Below are 21849 nucleotides of genomic sequence, written 5' to 3' on the forward strand. Positions count from 1 at the left end.
CCAGGTACCACGTACGTCTACATTAAAAGTCAACAGCAGCAGTCCCTGCAGTTTCTGCAGAACGAGTATAAGAGCCTTCAGGAGTTGCGCATTCAAGCAGGCAATCAGATCCACGCGGGACTCGAAGAGTTCGGATGTCCCGTCCGAAAATCTTCAAAGTTCATTAAGACTCGCATGGTGGCGCATCTTGAAAAGCATGCCGAGCTTATTCCTGAGGACGTGATGGCTTCGTTTAAGCGCAGGCGTGAGATTTGGCTCAATCTTCTACAGCAAGAGGAGGAAGCCCAGAGGCGGATGGAACAGGTGGCTGCAACTGATGCCAATGCTAAGCGCATCATGACGGTTCCCTGTGTTGGACCTCAGACGGCAGTAGGACTGCTGGTTCATATTGGCGTCGACATCGGGCGCTTCAAGAATAGCAGGCAGTTCGCGGCCTCCCTTGGGCTTGTACCAAAGCAGAACAGCACCGGCGGCAACAGCAGGCTCAACCACATCACCAAATGTGGGCCCAAGAGGCTTCGTTCCAATCTCGTGCAGTGCGCCCAACTTGTCCTCATGCACACGGATAAGTGGAAAGGGAATTTCGGTGACTGGGTGCGAAAAATGCGAGACAGCGGAAAGAAACATGGCGTCATTGTCTGCGCCATCGCAGCCAAGTTAGCTCGAATCATTTATCGTCTGATGAAAGACAAGGTCGATTACACACCTGTACTAAGCTGTTAAAGGGACAGATCGCACAGAGCGATCATCGGCCAATTCCCGCCAAGGACTACGAAGGCAACTACTAGTGACGAATCGTGCTCAACGCAATAGAGTGATGCTGACATACGAAGGGTGATATCGCATGGTTCGCGATAATTACGCACAGCTGATAAAGCACCTCTATTGCCCCGAATCTCACTATGTCGGTGGAGGTTTAGGAATGAATACCTCCTGACCGCGGATGTATTTCAGTGAAGCCCTTTCTTCAACTTCGAATGAGTTGCAGCAGGTTTCTTCTGGTAGAAGTCTGAATTAGTTACAGGCGCGCAGGGCGCGCTCAAAAAGGAAGGAAATAGAGCTTGATGAAAGCTTGTTGTGCGCAAGTCGACGAGGTCTTTCGAGCGACTTACTGAGCGCTCCGCTGACGAAGAGAATGGGGAACCCAACCCTGGTAGGCAGCTGCCTGTCATATGAAAGCCTTCTCGATTCCGTAATCTGACTTTACAAATTTAGGGCTCTTCGCGGCTTTGAGTGGGTAAGTGCATGGCTAAGTGGAATCATGCCGTCAGGGGCTCCGCCCCCGACACCTTGGCGTTCGCCGCCACGTGGCTCGGGGGAAAGGCGGGCGTTAACGCCCTTACTTTCCCCGAACCACAGGCTATTTGCGCGGAATCGCCTCGTCAATCTGCTTTCGCGGCATATGCTCGGCCTAACGGCCTGCGCTATTCCACGACAGTTTGACGATTCGATTCCGCGCAGGAATTACCCACACGAATCCGCGAAAGGCCAAATTTAGTGGTGTGGCTTCGCCACGTATTGAATGGAGGACGCGCATGGACGCGCCCTCCAGGGGGAGTTGTACCCAAAAAATCCCCCGAACACTTGCAAACGGGGAGCTGACCATGTATGTCCGTATGCAGCCTTGATGGCGACTCGGCGAAGGTAGCTCGGAAATTTCATGAAGTCGTGGCAGAAGTTGTAAGGCGTCATCAGACGCTTTTTCGTACGAACGCTCAGACCTTCGGCAACACGAATGCAATCGTTGGCACGACTGAGATTGGCGAAGTGAGTATTCCAATTCGCAATCACGAGTTCAATGAAGTAATCCACGGCGTGGCGATACACCTCAACCGTGTCGTCAAAGACGCGGTTGAAGTTGCGCAAACGCACGGAGTAAGTGGACGTGATCTTCATCGTTGCATGGCGATGGGTTGGCGGGAATACTCCGTATGGTATCAAGCATCACACAACCTGACACGGTTAATCGACAATTTTATGAGTACAAGCAAAAGTGCTGCATCAGAATCGCAAAATGACCCTGTGATTTTGCGCTCGTTTTACTGCTTAATCCCTGTGCAAGAAGGGACTTAAGAACTTATCCACTGGATCATCTTGAATAACTTGAGATGGACTGACTTCGTCAGCCCCGCTTGACCCCACCCATGTGTGCCACATGGATGGGGAATGCGCGGGGAATCCGTTCAACCGCAACGCCTACCTCGGCGTCGCCTCTCCCTACGGCGAAGTCCGCTTCGGCCGACAGGGCGCGCTCGGATCGGGCGTCAACGGCTCGATCTTCCTCAACAGCTATACGGTCTTCGGCAACCTCTACAAGGAAGCCTAGGCGCTGCAGATCATCAACCATCAGGTCATGCGCGCCGACAACATGATCCGCTACGAATCGCCCGACATGGCCGGCCTGAGGCTCTACGGCGAATACTCCAACGGCGTGGACGGCGACGATGCCGTGCCGAGCTCGCAGCGCGACCGATTCGCCGCCCTCGGCGCCCAGTACCGCCGCGGTCCGCTCCGCGTCGTCTTCGTGGCCGACAACTACTTTTACGAGCGCGGCTCGAGCCCCTACAACCGAGACGACTCGCAGACCTACAACCTCGGTATCCGCTGGAAACTCGACGACCTGACGCTCTACGGCGCCTATCAGTACGGCCACAACGTCGAGAAGGTAGGCAACCAGATGACGCGCCACAAGGACACCAAAAATACCCTGTGCGGCAATGAAGGCTTCGACAGCCACGCCGTCGTTCTCGGCGCCACCCATGAGGTCCTCGGCGGCAAGCTCAAGATACAGACGGGCTACGTCACGGGCGACTACGACACCTTCACGGTCACGGTCAAGTCGGGCAAGCGAACCGACGTCAAGGTCGAGGCCGACGCCTGGCAGATCGCGCTCGGCTATGACTATCCGCTCAGCAAGCGCACGTACCTCTACGCCGCCGCGTCCTACGTCGACCGCACCTACAAGGAGAACGGCAAGGAGGTCTCAGGCTCCAAGAAGACCGACACGGTCAGGGCCGCCATGCTCGGCATCTGCCACAGCTTTTGACAAGTCCTGAGTCCTGACGAACAAAGGGGCTTCCGTCCCCAGACGGCGGCCCCTTCTTCATTCTCCGCGAATCCGATCCTCACGCACGGCGCTTGCGGGATTCCGTGAACCGGATTTCCGTTCTCTCTGCAGGCGGATTGTCGGGCGGGAGCCCCACGAAGGAGCTCACGGCCCGCTCGTAGCCTGCAAAGGTGCTGCGCATGGCGGCCGCAAACCACTCGAAGAAGACGCGCACGCGCTTCATGTGCCAGGCATCGCGGTTCGTCACGATGTAGCACTCGACGGGCGGACGGCTCCAGCCCGGAAGGATCGGCACGAGCTTGCCTTCGGCAAGATCCTCGTAGATCTGCACGAGCGGCATGTCGGCCGCAACGCCCATGCCGGAGAGCACCGCCTCCCGGATCGCAAGCACGTCGGTCGAGCGCACGGCCGTGCCGTACTCGACGGGCGCGCTCACCGCGCCTCTGCAGAGCACCTTCGTCTCGGGACGGACGGGACCCGCGTAGATGTAGCCGCGGTGCTGCCTGAGCTGCTCGGGCGTGACGGGCAACCCGTTGCGGCTGATGTAGTCGGGACTAGCGACGGGAAGATAGAGATTTCTGCCGCGACTCACGTAGACGAGGCCCGGCAAGGTCGGCTCGCCCGTGATGACGGCCACGTCGACAAAGCCCTTCGCGACGTCGGCCTCGGTGCCGCCCGTCTGGATGTCGACCGAAATCCCGGGGTGCGCCTCGGTGAACTCGCGGATGAAGGGCACGAGCTTTCTCGTCGCAAAGCCCGGTGCGGACGAGAGCCTCACGCGGCCCGTGAGCGCGCGGTTGTCGTTGACGAGCGCCTCCATCAGACCATCGTGCGCTCTGAGTATCGTCTCCATGCGCTTCAGGGCAGCCTGTCCCGCCTCCGTCAGCTTCATCGGCCGCATGTTGCGGCGGATGAGCTCGCAGCCGAGCGCCTTCTCAAGCCCGCCGATCGCGCGGGAAATGCTCGAGACCTCCACGTCAAGCGCCTTGGCGGCCGCGCTGAGCGTGCCGCTTCGCGCGACGGTCACGAAGACGCGCCACGCCGAGAGGTCGTCCGTCTTGCTCATGATGAACTCCGGAAATCCTGATGATGCACATTCCGATCATAGCCGAGCGTCGTCTCTGAGTGACACAACACTTTGCGTTTGACGCAAAGTCATTTTGAGTTGTGCATGGTTGTGCGCCACCTTGCGCGGCGGCAGACTTGTGCCATTACCAACACCGGGCGGCCGCATCCGGGCCGCCCCAAAGGACCTGAAAGTGAAAAAGGACGAATTCTTCTGGCTCAACGCCGTCAACCGCGCAACGGTCGTGACGGGCCTTCGCAACGGCCAGTTCGGCGAGGACCTCGCCCGCAGGGCGGCCGCCGGCATTGCGGCCGTCGAGGCCATGGGCGAGGCGGATCCCGCGCTTCGCGTCAAGAGCTACATCGCATGGGAGCCGCTTCTCATCAAGGCCGCGGGCCAGGGCGTGACCGCCATTCACGCGGGCCGCTCGAGCCAGGACATCCTCTCGACGCAGCGCACGGCTATCCTTCGCGACGAAACGCTTGAGTTTGCCGCAGGCCTCGAGGACGTGATCGGCGACCTGCTTGCGCTTGCCGAACGCCACGTCGACACGATCGTGCCGAGCTACACGAACGGCGTCGCCGCGCAGCCGACCTCCTACGCCCATCATCTCCTCGGCATCGCCGCCTCGCTCCTTCGCGTGCGCGAACGCCTCTCCGAATGCCACACCCGCTTCAACATGTGCGCGATGGGCGCCACCGTCCTCAACGGCACGGGCTGGCCCCTTGACCGCGACGCGATGGCCGCCGCGCTCGGCTTTCCGCGTCCCGTCGAGAACGCGCTCGACGCGACGAGCCTCGCGCCCGTGGACATGCCGCTCGAGGTCGCCTCAGCGCTCGCCGCCGCGGCCGTGCGCATCGGCTCGATGGTCGACGACATCATGGTCCAGTACGCGCAGCCACGCCCCTGGATCATCCTGCAGGAAGGCGGCGAGAACACCTACGTCTCCTCGGCCATGCCGCAGAAGCGCAATCCCGGCCTCATGAACAACTGCCGCGAGGACTGCTCGGACGTCATCGGCGAGATGAACGCAGCCTTCCTGCGCGCGCACAACGTCGTGCCCGGCATGATCGATGGCAAGCGCGTCGAGAAGAACGCCCGCATGATGAAGACCGCCATGACGATGCTCACGCGCTTTCGCAAGGTGCTCGCGGCGCTCACGATCAATCCCGCCCGCGCCCTCGAGGAACTCAACAGCGACTGGACGGCCTCCCAGGAAATCGCCGACCGCCTGATGCGCGACCACGGTCTGCCGTTTCGCATCGGCCACCACATGGCGAGCCGCATGGTCGGCTGGGCCCGCGCCAACAACGTGCTCCCGCTCGAATTCCCCTATGCGCAGATGCGCCGCATCTACCGCGAGGAGGTCTCCGAGGAATACCCCGAAGGCCCCGCCGAGCTTCCGATGAGCGAGGAGGAATTCCGCGCCGCGCTCGACCCGAGGAGCATCGTCGCCGCCCGCCGCACCGCCGGCAGCGCCTCGCCCGCCGAGGTGAGGAAGATGCTTGAGGCCGACGCAGGCAGGCTCGCCGCCCTGCGCGCCGAACGCGAGGCCGAAGAGGCCCGTGTCGCGAAGGCCCTCGAGGACCTCGACGAAGCCTTCAGGAAGCTTCTCTGAAGCCAGAGCTGAAAACGTCCGAACAAACTGGAGAACAACATCATGCAAACACTCATGCCCTGGATCGCGGTCGCCGTGACGATCGTCGCCGGCTGGGCGCTCATCAAGCGCTACCAGACGCACATGGTCCTGCTCTTCGCGGGCCTCGTCCTGCTGCTCTGCGCCGCAGGCCTCACCGACGCGAGCTTCCTGCCCAAGGGCGTGAAGCCCTCGGGCTTCTTCCTCTTCGACATCTTCAACACCCTGAAGAGCATCGCCACGAAGCAGAGCGCCGGCATCGGCTTTCTCATCATGACTGCGGGCGGCTTTGCGGCCTACATGGACCGCATCGGCGCCGCACGCGCGCTCGTCGACATCGCCGTCAAGCCGCTCAGCATGCTCAAGGCGCCGTACCTCGTGCTCGTGGGCGGCTACCTCGTTGGCCAGATCCTCGTGATGGTCATTCCGTCCGCAGCCGGCCTCGCCATGCTGCTTCTCGTCGCGCTCTTCCCGATCCTCAAGGCCGTGGGCACCTCGGCCGCATCGGCCGCGGCCGTCATCGGCACCTCCGCCGGCATGACCTTCGCGCCGACGGCGGGCACCGCCAACCTCGCCGCCAAGGTCGCGAACCTCGACCCGATCATCTACCTCGTGCAGTACCAGCTCGTCCTTGCCATTCCGACGCTCATCGTCGTGTGCATCGCGCACTACTTCGTGCAGCGCCACTATGACAGGAAGAACGACGACGTCTACTCCGAAGCCGCCGAGGTGAAGGCTTCCGACGCGCCCGCCGCTCCGAAGTGGTATGCGATCTTCCCGGTCCTGCCGATCGTCCTTCTCATCATCTTCTCGAAGCTCGTCGTCACGTCCATCAAGCTCGACACGATCTCCGCGCTCTTCATGGTCTGGGTCGGCGTCGTCATCGTCGAGATCATCCGCACGAAGTCCGTCAAGAAGGTCTTCAAGGACGCCATGGCCATGTTCCAGAGCATGGGCAAGATGTTCGCGGGCATCGTCGCCCTCATCATCTGCGCCGAGTTCTTCGCCACGGGCCTCAAGGTCTCCGGCCTCATCGACGCGCTCATCAACTCCGCCCAGGGCATCGGAGCGGGCATGGGCGTCATGACCGTCATCCTCACGGCCATCGTCTCCGCCGTCACGTTCCTCACGGGTTCGGGCGTCGGCGCCTACTCGTCCTTCGCCTCGCTCGCTCCCGACGTCGCCGCGGGCCTCGGCGGCTCCGTCGCCGCACTCGTCACGCCGATGCAGTTCGCCTCCGGCATGCTGCGCGCCATGAGCCCGGTCGCAGGCGTCATCATCGCCGTCGCAGGCGCTGCGGGCATCTCGCCCATGGCCGTCGTGCGCCGCACTTGGATCCCGATGATCGCAGGCATGTTCACCACGATCATCGCGAACATGATCTTCTTCGGATAAACAGAATCCGACCAAAAGTCCCCTGCTCCTCGGAGCGAGTCGGGCCGCCCGTTCATTCGGGCGGCCCGACTTGCATCAGCTCAGGAGAAACTTCACCTCGGCCCGCCAGGGCGCCGCGAGGCTGCGCCACCTTTCGGTCTCCACCGACGCCCAGGCCTCGGCCGCACCCGCATAGTCCTTCAGGTTGTAGGCGCAAAGCCCCGAGAGGAAGCGCCACCGGTCCCGCTCGGCAGGCTTCGTCTCGCTTTCGGCGAGCCTCATCGCGCCCTTTCTTGCACCCGTCCAGTCCTCCTCGGCAAAGGCAAGCTCCACTGCCATGCGCTCGCGCCCGTTCCCTGCGCCGCCGTCCCCCGCCTTTCTCAAGAGCTCGAGTGCCTCGGCCCTGCGGCCGCACTTCACGAGAAGAGCCGTCTGCAGCATGCGCCGCTCCTCGGGCTTCCAGGCTTCGGGATGCTCCTCGAGGATGCGAAGCGCCTTGGTCGGCGCGTCATGCTCGATCACGAGCGAAAGAAGAAGCGGCACGAGACGCTCGTCAAGGCGTCCCGCCTTGCGGGCGCTCGAGAGAATGTCGAGCGCCTGACGTCCGTCGCCCGCCTGCTGCACGAGCGAGCCCCATCTGCTCCAGTAGGGCGTCTCGTTCCAGTCGCGCACCATCACGGGCAGGAAGGCCCGCTCGGCCTTCACGTCGCCGAGCGAGGCGCAGAGCGCGAGCACGAAGTCGCCGCGCGCCCGGGCAGGTGCGATGCCGTAGGCCTCCTTCACGCGGGCGAGCGCCTGACGGTCGCGTCCGAGCTCGTGCAGCGCATAGGCCGCCAGCGTCATCATCTCCGCCGTCTCGGCGCGTTCGGTCGCCGTGCGCGGCATGCCCTTCACTTCAATCCAGGCGTCCACGTGTCCGGGCACGGCCTCAAACCGCTCGCTCTGATAACCCAGCTGGGCGGCGAGCTTCAGAAGTCCCGGCCTCTGCTCGGGCGAAGGCTTGAGCTCGAGAAGCACGAGCGCCGCACCGTAGGCCGCCTGATGGCGACCCGACGCGATGCCCCAGCGAAGCATCAGGTAGGCGGCCATCGTGCGCTCGGAGGCGGCGCCCTTCGACCAGCGCTTCGAGAAGGACTCGACCAGCACGCCCGCTGCCCGAAGCCCCTCGGCGTCACCTTCCCTGACGGACTGCAGCTTCATGTCGACCGCACGGTACTCCTCAAAGGCGCCTGCCCTGACGGGCGAGGCCGCGAGCATGCAGGTAAAAACCGCAACGGCCGCAAGGGCAGCGACGGACTTCAGGGGCGGACTCGGAATCAGCTTCATCATTTCTCCAGCTCATAGCGGATGGTGAGGCGCTGCCACGCGGGTTCCGCGGGCGGCATGAAGGCCCAGCGGCGCACGACGCGCAGGGCGGAGGCGCGGAAGACGCCCTCGGGCTTTTCGCGCACGACGCGCACATCCTCGACGCGGCCCTCGGCGTTGATGCGCAGGTCCATGACGACGTAGCCCTCGATGCCCTGCTGCTTCGCCTTCACGGGATACTGAGGCGGCACCCTGTGCACGGGCCTTGCGAGCGCGATCGAGCTCACGGCGGGCGCTGAGGGCGCTGCGGCGGCGGGAGCGGCGGGCGACTCGAACGAAAAGTCGGGCACGGTCATGACGCGATCGACCGTGGGCCTGCCGATCTCGTACTTCGGCATCGGCAGGCCGGCCGCGGCTATTGCGGGCGACTCGAAGGCGAGCGTGACGGGCTTCGGGGGCGCCGACACCTCGGGCACGGTCTCAGCCGTGACGGGGACCTCCTCGGGCGGCGTCTCGTCGGGCGCCTCGGGCGGAGGACCCGACCAGTAGACGACGGGAAGCGTCACCGCGCGCTTCGCCTCATGCCGTCCGCCCATCGTGAGCATCAGGATGAGCGTGAGCACCGCGCCCGTCACGACGAGGGCCGCCAGGGCGGCGGCGAGGCGGTCAGGAATGCCCTGCGTTGGTTGCAACGGCCACATTGGCGACGCCTCCCAGACGGATTTGGTCGATGACTTCGATGAGCAGGCCCGAGGGCACGAGCCTGTCGGCGTTGACGACGACGCTCACGGGCCTGCCCGCGGCCGCGCCGCGCACGAGTCCCGCAACCTCCTCCTTGCCCACCTGCCTGCCGTCGAACCAGATGATGTTCGAGCGGTCCACGCTCACGACGAGGGCCTCGGGCGCCGACCTGTCGTGCGAGGCCGTCGACGGGCGCTCGACGTCGAGCGTCTGCGTCTGCGTGAAGCTCGCAGTGAGCACGAAGAAGATCAGCATGATGAAGACGATGTCCATCATCGGTGTCATGTCGATGCCCGCGTCACGCTCGCGACCGTCCCTGTGTTCAAATCTCATGATCAAACCTCATTTCATTTTTCCTGAACCTGCATTCAGGACCTGCAGCACGAGGGCCGCATGAACCTGCGCAGCCTTGCGCGCACCTTGTCCGCAAGGCGGTCGGTCCTTCGCTCGAGGCGGTGCACGGCGAAGACTCCGGGAAGCGCCGTCACGAGTCCCGCAAGGGTCGTGAGGAGCGCCGCGCTGATGCCGCCCGTGAGGCCGCCGGGGTCGGAGCCCCCTGCGGCGGAGAGCGTCTCGAAGCTCTCGATCATCCCGGTCACGGTGCCGAGAAGTCCGAGGAGCGGCAGGAGCGCCACGATCACTCTGGCCCAGGCGGCCTCGGCCGCGGCCGTGCGCCTCACGCGCACGAGGGCCGCCTGCATCATGCGGCGGCGCGACGCGGCGGTCGCGGTCGCCCACTCGAGGGCGGGCGCGGCGGTGGCGGCCGTCCAGGCCTTCTCCGCGTCCTTCAGGCGCCTCGCGCCCGTGAGAAGAATCATCCAGAGCACCGTCGAGAGGACGAGGATCGCCCAGAGGACGTGCCCGCCCCTGTCCATCAGGAGCGAGAGGTCCTCGAACCACCAGAAGCCTGCAAGTGCTTCGTTCATGGCGCCTCCCTGACTCACTCGTCCCTGCGGCAGGCGCCGCAGCAGCCCGCGGCCTCGCGCACGGCAAGGGTCGAGGCGGCTTCCTCGAGATGCGAGAAGAGCGCGTCGCGCTTCGTCTTCACGGCGCAGTGAAGAAGCAGGATCGGAATCGCGGACACAAGGCCGAGCTCCGTCGTGACGAGCGCCTCGGCGATGCCGCCCGCCAGAAGGCCGGGCTCGGCCGAGCCGTGCTCGCTCATCACCGTGAAGGTCTCGATCATGCCGCTCACGGTCCCGAGCAGACCGAGAAGCGTCGGAATGCCGGCGAGCACCGCAAGCGTCGCGACGCCGCGCTCGAACCCGGGACGCTCGGCGACGATCGCCGCATCGAGCTTCGCCTCGAGGAGCTCGTCCGTGCTCTCCTTCGCGGCCGCGAGCATGCGGCCGAGCGAATTGTCCTCGCGCGGATTCTCCATGTCCTCGAGCTGCCTGCGCACACGCCTTTCCTCAAGGGCGAGCGCCGTCCAGCGCAGGAAGCCCAGAAGAAGCGCCGCAGCAGCCACGAGTCCGATGAAGATGCCGATGACGCCTGCGGGCTTCATCCAGGCCCAGGCCGAATGACGCTCGGCGTAGCCCGCAAGCAGCCTGCCGAAGGACGGATCAAGCGCCACAACGCCCGCTGGAATGCCGGGATCGTCCGCAAGGCGACGCCAGGCGCGCTCTGAAGGCAGATATCGGAGCCACGCGCCGTCCCCCGCCTTCGCGGCAAAGGGACCGTAGAGCGTCACCGTGCCCCTCGAGGGCGCGCCCGCAGCGTCGTAGATCACGGCGTCCTCGACCGTCCTCACGCCCGCCGACCCGGCGACGGCCCCGAGGGCCCTCACCCAGTGGCGGCGCAGGCGTGCGACGCCGTCCGTCTTCGAGACGGGCGCATCGTCCATGAAGGCCTTGCTCCTGCCGATCTGGGTCTTCATCACCGATTCGGTGAGGAGTCCTTCGTGCCTTTCGATCGAGGCGAGCACGGCCTCGACCGAGGCCCTCTCCTTCTCGAGCTTCGCGCGCCTCTCGCGCACGCGCTCCTGAGCGGCCGAAACGGCTTCCTCAAGCGCCGCAACCTCGGCCTCGAGCGACTTCTTCGTTCGGGCGGCCTCGTCACGGGCCGCGCCTGCAGCGGCGGCGGACGCCCTCATGGCATCGACGGCCGCCTTCGCATCAGCCGCCTCGACCCTCGTCCCCTGAGCGACAGCTCGGTATACGTCGTCAAGCGTGGTGGCGTGCGCAGCCGTTCCGGCAAGAATGCCGGCAGCAACGACTGCGGCAAAAACGGTCCTCTTGAAAACACGGGAGATCATCACTTCGCCTCCTTCACGGCCTCGCCGAGGAGCGACTCGGCGACGAGCATCAGATCGGGCGCAGCGGCGCCCGAAGCGGTCTTCACGGCTTCGGCGAGCATGGCGGCATCCTTTTCGGAGAGCTCGCGCCAGCCGTCCGCGGTCTCGATGCGAGCTCGGCGCCCGTCCTCGGAGACCTCTGCGTGAAGAAGCCTGCCGATGCGCAGGAAGACGGCGAGCGCGCCCGAGTCGTTGACACCGCGGTCGGCGCCGACCGTGAGGCCGTAGCTCGCCTCCACCTGCCAGGCATCAAGGAGTACGTCCATCTTCTGGCCGTCGGTGAGCGTCGGATCGGCAAGCACGGCGCGCAGGTTCTCGAGCCTCGCCCGGCGTTCGCCCGAAAGAAACTTCCTGTCCGCCGCCACGACCTCGGCGAGCGAGGCCGCCATCTCGTCCATGAGGGGCCCAGTCTCCATGCGCATTCGGCGCACGGACTCACGCTCCGCCTCGATGGCGGCCTCGGAGGCCTCGAGACGCGAGAGGGATGCGGCGAGCTTGTCGCGGTAGTGCGCAAGAAGCCTTGCCTCGCGCTCCTCCATCCGCCTTGCGGCCTCGGCGTCGTCCTTTCCGTCGACGAGGCGGGCGAGCTCGGCGCCCGCCTTCTGCGCGGCAGACGTGCCCGCGGCGTCACGCTCGAGAATGTCGGGCAGGCCGGCCGCGCCTGCGGCACCCGCCATCATGAAGGCCGACGCAAGCGCGAGGGCCGTTTTCCTGAAGTTCGTCATCACTTGTCTCCGGCCGTCGCGGCGCTCCTTCGGTCCGCGGGCGTCATCATGTAGGTGCGGGGCTCGTCCCCGAAAAGCGTTGCGAGAAGCCTGTTCGTGTCCTCGAGGCCGATCGCCTCGAACCGTGCGGTCCTCCCCGCGAGATCCTCGAAGGCCGTCCTCGAGCCGTCCGTCATGGCGGCGGACTCGCACCAGTAGTAGGCGTCGCGCACGTCGCGCTCATGGCGCACGCGCCACTCGGCCTTGAGCTCCTCGAAGGCCGCCGCGTCGATGCCCGTGCGGGCGAGTGTCTTCAGAACCTCGTCGGCGCGCCTTGCCAGATCCTCGGCCCTCGCGGGCGCGGACGTGAAGTTGAGGCGGCCGATGAAGTACGGGGCGGGCTCCTTCACGAGGAGCGGATTGAGGTTCACAACGTAGACGCCCGAGGCCTTCGTCCTGAGCGACTCGCGCAGCGCGCGGTTCGCCGCATAGCCGATGAGGCTCAGCCTGTCGGCGTCGGCCTCGCTCCAGGGCATGGCGGACCGATAGTGCATCTGCACCATGGCCTTGTCGGCCGTGGCCCAGGGCCAGACCTTCACGCCCGTGCCGGACGCAGGCCTCACGCCCTGATCGCGCCAGAACTCGAAACCCTCGCCGCGCTTGGCGAGCGAGGCGAGCCAGGGTGCCGCCTCTTCATAGGTCTTCTCGACGGACTCCCTCGTAACGATCGTCACCGTCATGCGCGACGGGTCGCCGAGGAGCTTCGCCTCAAGGGCGGAAAGCTTCTCGGTCGAGGCGAGCGCATCCACGTCGTCCCTGCCTGCGACCATCGTGCCGCCCGCCGTGAACGCATCGCGGGCGATTGCGTCCATGAAGCGGCGCTCGGCGGGTGCATGCTCGAGGTCCCTGATGCGGTCGCGCCGCATGTCGGCGAGCGCCTTTTCGTCGAACCTCGGAGCGGAGAGCCTGGCGTGCAGGATCGCCATCATGGCGGGCACGCCCTCAGGGTCGGCCTCGGCCCTGATGCCGTGGTGGAGCTGTTCGGCGTAGCTCATCACCGAGACCTTTGCGTCCCTTGCAACACGGCGGATGTCGGCGGCCGTAAGAGAGCCGATCCCGGACCTCATCGGCAGCGTGAGTGCGGCGGGCACGGCGAGAAGGCCGTGATCGACCGCGGACGTGCCGCCCGCAAGCCTCAGGTTGAGGGTCGTCCTGCCCGTGAGCGACGGATCCTCGATGATCACGAGCTTCAGGCCGTTGGCGAATTCGAATCGACGGGCGCGGCCCGAGCCCGTGGGCGACGGCAGAACCGTCGTTTCGGCCGTGACGGGACCGGCGGGCGGCGTGAGATCGAGCGACACGGTCCTCCTCACCTCGGTCCAGGGCTTTGCGGGCGAGGCGACGCCCTTCGTCCAAGCGGCGCGAAGCGAGGCCTTCGACGTCTTCTCGGAGGCGCCCGCAACGGCGCCGAGCTTGACGCGGGAGGCAAGGAGCGCTGAGGCGGAGGCCCTGACGTGGTCCGCCGTCACCTCGGCGAGGAAGGCCGAGACCATTTCGTCCTGCTGCGTCTCGTCGAGCATCGGCAGCCGGTAGACGACGGCGTCGGCGAAGTCGTCGGCGACGCTCGCGTTCGAAATGCGCACGGCGGCGAGCCTGCGGCTTCGGACCGCGTCGCGTCTTGCCCTCACGGCGGCGTCGAGCTCCTCCTTCGAGGGTCCGAAGGCGGCGAGCGTCTTCAGGGCACCCGAGGCGCGCTCAAGTGCGGCCTCAAGCGGCTCGTCCGTGCCGGGGCGCGCAAGGAGCAGAACCTGCGTCTCGGAGGGCGACAGGATCCAGCTCGACTCGGGCGCCTGAAGCGAGCCCTGTCCGCCGTTTTCTTTCATGAGCGCGAAGCGGCGGCCGAAGATGTCGAGGGTGAGGCGCTCGATCGTCTCGCGCCACGCCTCGTTCACCGTGTCGGAGGTCGACTCGAGCGTGCGCTGGAGTTGGATCTGCACGAAGCGGTCCGAGACCTCGGGGTCGAGCACGAGCGTCGTCAGGCGATCCTCGTTTGCAACGGGTTCGAAGCGGCCCCAGTCGGCGGGCGTCTCGAGCCCGCGGGCAGGTTCGGAGGCGAAATAGCGCTCGATGAGCTCGTCCGCCGTTGCCTCGTCGAAGGCGCCCACGAGAAGGAGCGTCATGTTCTGCGGCGAGTACCAGCGCTCGTAGAAGGCCTTCGCGCGCTCGACGGGCGCCGTGCGGATCACGTCGATGAGACCGATCGGATCACGGTCGCGCGAAGCGCTTCCTTCGTAGCGAAGGGTCTGGAGCGGCCCGTTGATGCGTGCGCCCACGCCTTCCCTCAGGCGCCACTCCTCGACGATGATCTCGCGTTCACGCTCGAAGGCCTCGGGCCTGAACGTGATGTTGAAGGCCCATTCGCGCATGATGTGCAGAGCCGTGTCGAGCCCCGTGCGGGTGGCCTGGGGGACGGAGAGCCTGTAGGTGGTTCCGCCGAGAGACGTGACGGCGTTGACGTCCGCGCCGAGCATGATGCCGTCGGCCTCAAGCGCCTTGAAGGCGCTCTGGTCGGGGAAGTCACGCGTGCCGTTGAAGGCCATGTGCTCGACGTAGTGTGCAAGCCCGCGCTCCTCCTCGGTCTCCTGAAGGCTGCCCGCGCGCACGACGAGGCGCGCTTCGAGGCTGCCCGTCGCATCCCTGCGCGGATAAAGGAACACCGTCATGCCGTTGGGCAGAACACGGCGCTTCATGGCGGATGCCGTCGGAAGCACGCCTTCGCTCACGGTCGCCTCGCTGCGGGCGGCTTCGGCGCCGCCCGTGCGGTCCGCGGCGGTGCAGCCCGTCATGATGAAAAGCGCCTCGCACACGGCCGCGGCCAGCAGTGCGGCGCGCAGGCCTGTCCTGATTTTGTTCATGCTCGTTCTCCGAGATCGTAGAGGCGGTCCGCAATGCGATGGACCGCGGGCTGGTGCGAGACCAGAAGGAAGGTGGTGTCGGGGAGCCGCTCCCTGAGGAGCGTCAGAAGCCTGACGGCGAGCGCGTCGTCGAGCCCCGAGGTCGTCTCGTCCATGAGGACGGCGGCGGGTCTTGCGAGCAGCAGGCGCGCGAAAAGCACGCGCTGCTGCTCGCCGCCCGAGAGCGTGTTCATCCAGCTGCGGGGTTCATCTTCGTCAAGAAGCGGGACGAGCCGCTCTAGCCCTGCGTCGCGAAGCACGGCCTCGCAGCCGCTCCTCGAGACGGCATCAGCACCGTACGGATAGGCAAGCAGCTCTCTGAGCGGCATCGGCGCGAGCCACGTGCGCTGCGTGAGCCAGACGGCGCCCGGCCTGTTTTCAAGATGTCCCTCGACCCAGGGCCAGAAGCCCGCGAGGGCGCGAAGGAGCGTGGTCTTGCCGATGCCGGAAGCACCCCTCACGACGGTGAGGCGGCCGGGCTCGGCCCCGAGGCAGAGGTCTTCAAGAAGCGGCTCGCCCGTCTTCGAGCGCACGAGGCCGCAGGCGGCGACGTGCTCGCCCTGCCTGACGCAGCTTCCCGGAAGGGGCGCGCTCAGGGCGGCCTCGAAGCCCGCGAGTCGGTCGACCGTGGCCGACCACTCGGCGATGTCGCGGTAGGCGTAGATGAACCAGCCGATAGCGGAGGCGACTTGCTGGAAGGCGATGCGGATCTGCATGAGGCCGCCGAGCTGGATGGCGCCCGAGAGGAACTTCGGGAGCGCGAAGAAGATGGGCACGAGCTGCGTCACCTGGCCGAAGCCCACGGTGAAGAACGCGAGGTCTCGCTCCCTGTTCATGAGCGAGCGCCAGTTGCCGACAATACGCTCGAACGAAGCCCTGAGCCTCGCCTGCTCGGCCTCCTCGGCGCCCAGGCCCGCAATCGACTCGCCGTGGCGGCGGATGTCGAAGAGCGAGGTGCGGAAGTCGGCCTCCCGCCTCTGCTGCTCGAAGTTGAGCTTCATCAGGGGACGGCCGATCACGTGCGTGAGGCCCGTCGCGACGAGCGTGTAGCCGATGCAGGTCCAGACCATGTAGCCGGGAAGCGCCCACTCGGTGCCGAACATCGTCCACTCGAGCGTGCCCGACAGCGTCCAGAGGATGGTGACGAAGCTCACGATGGTGAGGAGCGAGCGCAGGAAGGAGATGACGAGCGTGAGCGACGATTCGATCAGGAGCCGCACGTCCTCGGCGATTCGCTGGTCGGGGTTGTCGGGCTCAAGGCCCGCGAGCTGCAGGCGGTAGTGGCGGCCGTCGGCGGAGAGCCAGCGGCCGAGCAGGTCCTCGGTCATCCAGCGGCGCCACTCGATCACGAGCTTCTTGCGCAGCCAGTCCGCATAGACGAGGACGAACACGAAGGCCGCGACGATCGCGATGAATTCCAGAAGAAGCGGGTAGATCGTCCCGCCGTCCATGGCCTGAATGGCATTGAAGAAGGCGCCGTTCCAGGTGTTGAGGCGCACGGAGAACCAGACGGTCGAGAGCGACAGGCCGATGACGGCCAGAAGCAGCAGGCGAGCGCCCGTGCGCCCTGTGCTCTGCATCCAGAAGGGACGCACGAGCCGCCAGAAGGTCTTGAGCTGATGCATGGGACTTGTATTGAAGTGAGGAGCGGCCGGGCGGCGGAGTCGTCCGCCGTCCGGCCGGGTCAGGATTTGAATGAGGCCCGGCTGAGCCTCGGCGGAAGCCGGAGCGCGGATCAGTAGTCGTAGGAGAGCTGGACCCAGAACTGGCGGCCCGGATCGTAGCTCTTGTACTGGGTGCCCTTGTAGACGAAGACGTCAGAGGCGTTGCGGTTGTTGGTCACGTTGTAGACCTCGAGCGAGACGCCCACGCCGCGGGCCCAGTCGGGCCTGTAGAGGACCTTCGTGTCCCAGGACCAGGCGGAGGCGAAGTCGACGCGGCTGTACTTGCGGATCTGCTCGGTCATCGGGCCGTACTCGCCCTCGTGCGTCCAGGCGTAGTACTCGCCGTCGTCGCGCACGGCCTGGCTGCGGTCGAGCGAGAGGTGCAGGAAGTTGTACCAGGTGAGTCCCCACTGAGCCCATTCGGACGTTGCCTCGAGGTCGAACTTCACGGGAATGTTGAAGTCGGTCGAGTCGAGGTCCTCGGCGTCGATCACGCTGCCGTCGTACCAGACCTTGTCCATGTTGACGGTCTTGCCGGACTCGAGCTCGCTGTAGCCCTGGTCGATTGCTGCGTTGCTCTTCGTCTCCTGCCATGCGGCGGAGAAGCGCACCCAGTGGTTCGCCTTCGCGAACTTGAGGGGCGCGGTGTTGTTGATGCTGAAGATCACGGAATCGTGCTCGGACTCGCCGCCGTTGTAGAACTCGCGCACAAAGCGCGTGTCGTAGCCGCTGCCCTCGGTCCTCGAGCGCGAGCGCACCTCGTCGTGGCCGTTGCGGTGCACGTAGGCGGCGGATGCGGACCAGTCGCCGAGGCGCTGCGTGAGGCCGATGCTGAACTCGTCGCTGAAGGGTGTCTTCAGGCGCTCGAGGCCGTCGAAGTCGTTGGCGGCGAACCAGCCGTCGGCGGCGGGACTGTCGTCGGAGGCGTAGTCGTAGATGTTCTCCATCCCGCCGTTCTGCGCTTTGTAGAGCGCGTAGGTGAGGATGTTGCGGCCGTAGTAGCGGTTGGCGCCCACGGTGATGACGGAGCCGCCGTTGCCGAAGAGGTCCCACGAGGTCGTGAAGCGCGGCGCGATGTTGACGTCCTTCGTGAAGTCGTCGTACTCGGCGCGCAGGCCCGTGCGGATCACGAAGTCGCCCACGCCCATCCTGTGCTCGCCGAAGAGCGCCGCCTGGTTGTAGTCGGCCTCGTACGTGCCCGCCTTCCAGCGCGTCGTGTAGAAGTCGGTCTGCGAGAATTCGCCGTAGTCCGACTGCATCACGGACTGCGTGACGCCCCAGCGGTAGTAGTTGCTGCCGCGCCTGTACTCGGCGTGCGTCGAGGAGAGGTCCGCGCCCGCGCTGAACTGATGGCTGACGCTGCCGACCATGACGGGCTCGCAGTCCATCCTCGTCTTCGCGTTGATGACGGACTGCGTGCTCTCGAGGTCCCCGAGACCGCCCGAGGCGGCCGAGGTCATGCTCGTCGTCGAGGTGCTCCCCGTGTCGTCCATGCCGATCGTATAGCGGTCGAGCTGCGTCCAGTTCTTGACGTCGCTCGTGCGCTTGTCGGTCATGCGCGTGTACGCGAGGGACGAGTCGAGCACGCCCGCCTTCATGCGGTGCTTGACGCTGGCCGTCAGGTTGAGGCCGTCGTGGTGATCCTCGTAGCCGGAGTCGGCGACCGTCGTGAGGAAGCCCTTCGACTCGTAGCCCGAATAGGTGAGCGCGAGACTCGCCTCCGTCCAGGGCGTCGCGTAGAGCGTGGCCTTCGCGAAGAAGTTGTCGGCCGTGCGGCGCTGCGTCTGCGTGCCGCCCGCGACCGGCGTCTCAAGAACGCCCCAGCCGGTCCAGTTCTGGTCGTCGGGCACGATGGAGACTCGGGTGCCCGGCACCTGAACGGTCGGGATCTTCGACTCGCGGCGGGTGTAGCCCACGACGACGCCGAGATTGTCGGTAATGCCCCATTCGCCCGTGAAGCCGTAGGTCTTCTTTTCGAAGTCGGTCTGGAACTGGGCGGGCTTCGAGACGTCCGCGTCGCCCGAGCCGACGTCGAGCGCGGAATCGGTGTGGATGCGGCTCCAGCCCGACTTCGTCATGCGGCCGAACACGCTGATGTGGTTTTCGCCCGACCAGCTGCGGGTCTGAGCGTCGATGACGCCGCCCGTGAAGCCGCCGAAGGAGGCGGGAATGTTGTGGTCGTAGACGGTAACGCTGTCGATGAGGCGGCTGTCGACGTAGAAGCCCTGCTCGTCCGAGCCGCCGAGGCGCGTCGTCGTCACCGAAGTCTGCTCGGCGGGATCGAGGTCGCTGTTGGTCGAGATGCCGTCGAGCGTGTAGTTGTTCTGATAGGCGACCGAGCCGTGGATCGAAATGTTCGACGGCTTGATCTCGCCCATCTGCAGAGAGCCGTCGCCGTGATTGGAGAACTGGACCGCAGGATTGCTCTTGAGGAGGTCCGTGATGTTGCCGTCCTCCGTCGGACGCCTGGCGATGTCCTCGCGGGTGAGATGCGTGAACGACGTGAGGCTTTCGCCCGCACGGTCGCGCACGACGACGGATTCGCCTTCGTCTGAGGCTGGTTCGGCGGCGTCCGCCTGCGCAGGCTCCTCGACGGCGCGCGCAGCCTCTTCGGTCGAGGCCCAGGCGGGAGCCGTCGCGGCAAGCACGGCGGCGGCAATGAGAGTTCGGTGAAGCACCATGATCCGGTAGTCCGATTGAAAAAAGTCCAGAGATGTGCCCGTGCGCCCACGGGCGCGCAGTTCCCCGAATCTTATATGAGAATGGTTCTCATTCTTTCATTATTCTTTCTATCTGCGGATGCTTCTCATTTGCATTCGACTATGGTGGACGACGATCATCACATAGTTGAGAATGACTCTCGCCTACTCGCAGTGCGAAAGAGCGTGGGCAAGTGCCGTCACCCGTCCTCGGACACGTTCGGGGTCGGACGCGCGGACCGATACCGCAAACACGTGATGTCTTTACGCAAATCCCAAGGGTTTACCCGCGGCTCATTCAGGCAGGAATCCGCGGCCGTCCGGGATCCAGAGAACGACGAAGCCCCTCGTCCGATGCAGGACAAGGGGCTTTCCGGGATTTCATTCATGCACGCCCGAAGGCGCGCGGACTGCGTCCGTCATTCGAGCACGGCGCCGCTCATGCCCGAGGTCACGAGCTTGGCGTAGCGGGCGAGGTAGCCCGTCGTGATGCGCGGGGCGCGGGGCTTCCAGGCGGCCCTGCGTCGGGCGAGCTCCTCGTTGGTGAGGTCGACGCTGATGGTGTTCGCGGGGATGTCGATCGTGAGCATGTCGCCTTCCTCGAGGAGTCCGATCGGACCGCCCACGGCGGCCTCGGGCGAGACGTGGCCAATGGCGGCGCCGCGGGTTGCACCCGAAAAGCGGCCGTCGGTGATGAGCGCGACGCATCCGCCGAGGCCCGAGCCCATGATGGCGGAGGTCGGGTTGAGCATCTCGCGCATGCCGGGACCGCCCTTGGGACCTTCGTAGCGGATCACGACGACGTCGCCGGGATTGATGCAGCCGCCGTAGATGGCCTCGAGCGCATCCTCCTCGCAGTCGAAGACGCGGGCCGGGCCCGTGTGCATGAGCATTTCGGGCGCCACGGCCGAGCGCTTGACGACGCAGCCGTCGGGCGCCACGTTGCCCTTGAGGACGGCGATGCCGCCTTCCTTCGAGAACGGATCGGAAACGGGACGGATGACCTCGGCGTCGAGGATCTCGCGGCCCTCGATGTTCTCGCCCACGGTTTTGCCCGTAACGGTCGGCAGGTTCGTGTGGAGCAGGCCCGCGCGGGCGAGCTCGTTCATGACGGCGGGGATGCCGCCCGCCTCGTCGAGCTCCTCGATGTAGCGGTGGCCCGCAGGAGCGAGGTGGCAGAGGTTGGGCGTGCGCGCGCTGATGGCGTTGGCCTCCGTGAGGTCGAGCTCGAACCCGCACTCGTGCGCGATGGCGGGCAGGTGCAGCATCGAGTTCGTGGAGCAGCCGAGCGCCATGTCGACGGTGAGCGCGTTCTCGAACGCCTCCTTCGTCATGATGTCGCGCGGACAGACGTTGTTCCTCACGAGCTCCATCACCGCAAGGCCGGCCTCCTTGGCGAGGCGGTAGCGCGCGGACATGACGGCGGGAATCGTGCCGTTGCCGGGCAGCGCCATGCCGAGCACCTCGGTGAGGCAGTTCATGGAGTTGGCCGTGAACATGCCCGAGCAGGAGCCGCAGGTCGGACAGGACTTGTTCTCAAGCTCGAGAAAGGTCTTCGCATCGATCTGGCCCGTGCGAAAGCGGCTCACGCCCTCGGAGATGTCGGAGTAGGAGAGTTTGCGGCCGCAGGCGCGGCCCGCGAGCATCGCGCCGCCCGAGATCACGATGCTCGGGATGTTGAGGCGGGCGGCGGCCATGAGCAGGCCGGGCACGTTCTTGTCGCAGGCGGCCACCATCACGAGGCCGTCGAACGGATGCGCCGTGGCCATCGCCTCGACGCTGTCGGCGATGAGCTCGCGCGAAACGAGCGAATACTTCATGCCCTTGTGGCCCATCGCCAGACCGTCGCAGACGGCGATGGCCGGGAAGACGATGGGCACGCCGCCGCCCAAGGCGACGCCCTGCTTCACCGCGTCCGTAATCTTGTCAAGAAAGACGTGTCCCGGAACGATGTCGTTCTGCGAGGAGACGACGCCGATGAGCGGGCGCTCAATCTCCGCATCGCAGAGACCGAGAGCCTTGAGAAGCGCGCGCTGGGGAGCCGCGTTGATGCCTTTCTTGAGGGGATCAGAACGCATGTAGAAGTATCCTGTGGTGAATTGATGAAGAGAGCCTTTCAAGTGGCCGTCCGATCATTCTATGGGAGCCTCCGGAGCGATTCCGACGCATCTACTCGAGATGTCTTAGGAGAAAAGTCCGAGGAATCTCGAGCGACGTCAAGAGGTACGCAAATATTGGCAGGAAGCCTTCCTCCCCTTCGCTTCCCGCTTGAGGGACGTGCCTTCCGGCATGCCGTCGTACAATGTTCGAAACATCCGGTCAGGACTCAAGACTTCGATTGCG

Annotated in this window: 17 protein-coding genes; 6 read left to right on the plus strand and 11 right to left on the minus strand. The window is 65.3% G+C overall.

Annotated features, from left to right (window positions below):
* The 4 genes from HMPREF9465_RS04170 to HMPREF9465_RS04185 all read left to right on the plus strand — a co-directional run.
* The coding region (locus tag HMPREF9465_RS04170) for an IS110 family transposase (RefSeq protein WP_005434393.1) at positions 1–723 on the plus strand (723 nt) is incomplete at its 5' end.
* A gap of 885 nt (positions 724–1608) precedes the next feature.
* Complete coding sequence (locus HMPREF9465_RS13090; protein ID WP_155994186.1) at positions 1609–2073, plus strand: hypothetical protein; 465 nt, start codon at positions 1609–1611, stop codon at positions 2071–2073.
* Positions 2074–2155: 82 nt separating this feature from the next.
* The gene (locus HMPREF9465_RS04180) at positions 2156–2326 is read left to right on the plus strand and encodes a hypothetical protein (RefSeq protein ID WP_005434397.1); all 171 of its coding nucleotides are present in this window, start codon (positions 2156–2158) and stop codon (positions 2324–2326) included.
* A 27-nt stretch (positions 2327–2353) separates the two neighbouring features.
* Positions 2354–3046, plus strand: a complete 693-nt coding sequence (locus HMPREF9465_RS04185) for a porin (protein ID WP_005434399.1) — start codon at positions 2354–2356, stop codon at positions 3044–3046.
* A 79-nt stretch (positions 3047–3125) separates the two neighbouring features.
* Here HMPREF9465_RS04185 and HMPREF9465_RS04190 read toward each other — a convergent pair whose 3' ends face one another.
* Positions 3126–4133 (minus strand): LysR family transcriptional regulator, encoded by a 1008-nt coding sequence (locus HMPREF9465_RS04190; RefSeq protein WP_005434401.1) that lies wholly within the window; start codon positions 4131–4133, stop codon positions 3126–3128.
* A gap of 193 nt (positions 4134–4326) precedes the next feature.
* On the opposite strand from HMPREF9465_RS04190, the gene HMPREF9465_RS04195 reads away from it, so the two are divergent.
* Both HMPREF9465_RS04195 and dcuC read left to right on the plus strand, forming a co-directional pair.
* On the plus strand, positions 4327–5751 hold the full coding sequence (locus HMPREF9465_RS04195) for a lyase family protein (protein ID WP_005434403.1): 1425 nt from the start codon (positions 4327–4329) through the stop codon (positions 5749–5751).
* A gap of 42 nt (positions 5752–5793) precedes the next feature.
* On the plus strand, positions 5794–7164 hold the full coding sequence (gene dcuC / locus HMPREF9465_RS04200; protein WP_005434406.1) for a C4-dicarboxylate transporter DcuC: 1371 nt from the start codon (positions 5794–5796) through the stop codon (positions 7162–7164).
* A 75-nt stretch (positions 7165–7239) separates the two neighbouring features.
* On the opposite strand, the gene HMPREF9465_RS04205 is transcribed toward dcuC, so the two are convergent.
* The 10 genes from HMPREF9465_RS04205 to ilvD form a co-directional block, all read right to left on the minus strand.
* On the minus strand, positions 7240–8472 hold the full coding sequence (locus HMPREF9465_RS04205) for a hypothetical protein (protein WP_147645227.1): 1233 nt from the start codon (positions 8470–8472) through the stop codon (positions 7240–7242).
* Positions 8469–9149, minus strand: coding sequence for an energy transducer TonB (locus tag HMPREF9465_RS04210; protein WP_005434410.1), 681 nt, complete (start codon positions 9147–9149; stop codon positions 8469–8471). The genes HMPREF9465_RS04205 and HMPREF9465_RS04210 overlap by 4 nt, the downstream gene beginning before the upstream one ends.
* Positions 9115–9522, minus strand: a complete 408-nt coding sequence (locus HMPREF9465_RS04215) for an ExbD/TolR family protein (RefSeq protein WP_005434412.1) — start codon at positions 9520–9522, stop codon at positions 9115–9117. Before HMPREF9465_RS04215 ends, HMPREF9465_RS04210 begins: the two co-directional genes overlap by 35 nt.
* 35 nt (positions 9523–9557) lie before the next feature.
* Positions 9558–10115: a MotA/TolQ/ExbB proton channel family protein gene (locus tag HMPREF9465_RS04220; RefSeq protein WP_005434414.1), complete on the minus strand. Its 558-nt coding sequence runs from the start codon at positions 10113–10115 to the stop codon at positions 9558–9560.
* A gap of 14 nt (positions 10116–10129) precedes the next feature.
* Positions 10130–11446, minus strand: a complete 1317-nt coding sequence (locus HMPREF9465_RS12200; protein ID WP_005434417.1) for a MotA/TolQ/ExbB proton channel family protein — start codon at positions 11444–11446, stop codon at positions 10130–10132.
* Positions 11446–12210, minus strand: coding sequence for a DUF3450 family protein (locus HMPREF9465_RS04230; RefSeq protein WP_005434418.1), 765 nt, complete (start codon positions 12208–12210; stop codon positions 11446–11448). The genes HMPREF9465_RS12200 and HMPREF9465_RS04230 overlap by 1 nt, the downstream gene beginning before the upstream one ends.
* Positions 12210–15104: a M16 family metallopeptidase gene (locus tag HMPREF9465_RS04235; RefSeq protein ID WP_005434420.1), complete on the minus strand. Its 2895-nt coding sequence runs from the start codon at positions 15102–15104 to the stop codon at positions 12210–12212. The genes HMPREF9465_RS04230 and HMPREF9465_RS04235 overlap by 1 nt, the downstream gene beginning before the upstream one ends.
* Positions 15101–16768, minus strand: a complete 1668-nt coding sequence (locus HMPREF9465_RS04240) for an ABC transporter ATP-binding protein/permease (protein ID WP_005434422.1) — start codon at positions 16766–16768, stop codon at positions 15101–15103. Before HMPREF9465_RS04240 ends, HMPREF9465_RS04235 begins: the two co-directional genes overlap by 4 nt.
* Positions 16769–16878: 110 nt before the next feature.
* Positions 16879–19488 carry a TonB-dependent receptor plug domain-containing protein gene (locus HMPREF9465_RS04245; RefSeq protein ID WP_005434424.1) on the minus strand — a complete coding sequence of 870 codons (2610 nt, stop codon included), beginning with the start codon at positions 19486–19488 and terminating at the stop codon, positions 16879–16881.
* Positions 19489–19925: 437 nt separating this feature from the next.
* A complete protein-coding gene (ilvD, locus tag HMPREF9465_RS04250; protein ID WP_005434427.1) occupies positions 19926–21584 on the minus strand; it encodes a dihydroxy-acid dehydratase in 1659 nt (552 codons plus the stop codon).
* Between the last annotated feature and the right edge of the window lie 265 nt (positions 21585–21849).

Source organism: Sutterella wadsworthensis 2_1_59BFAA (assembly GCF_000297775.1).
GTDB classification, from domain to species: Bacteria; Pseudomonadota; Gammaproteobacteria; order Burkholderiales; family Burkholderiaceae_F; genus Sutterella; species Sutterella wadsworthensis_A.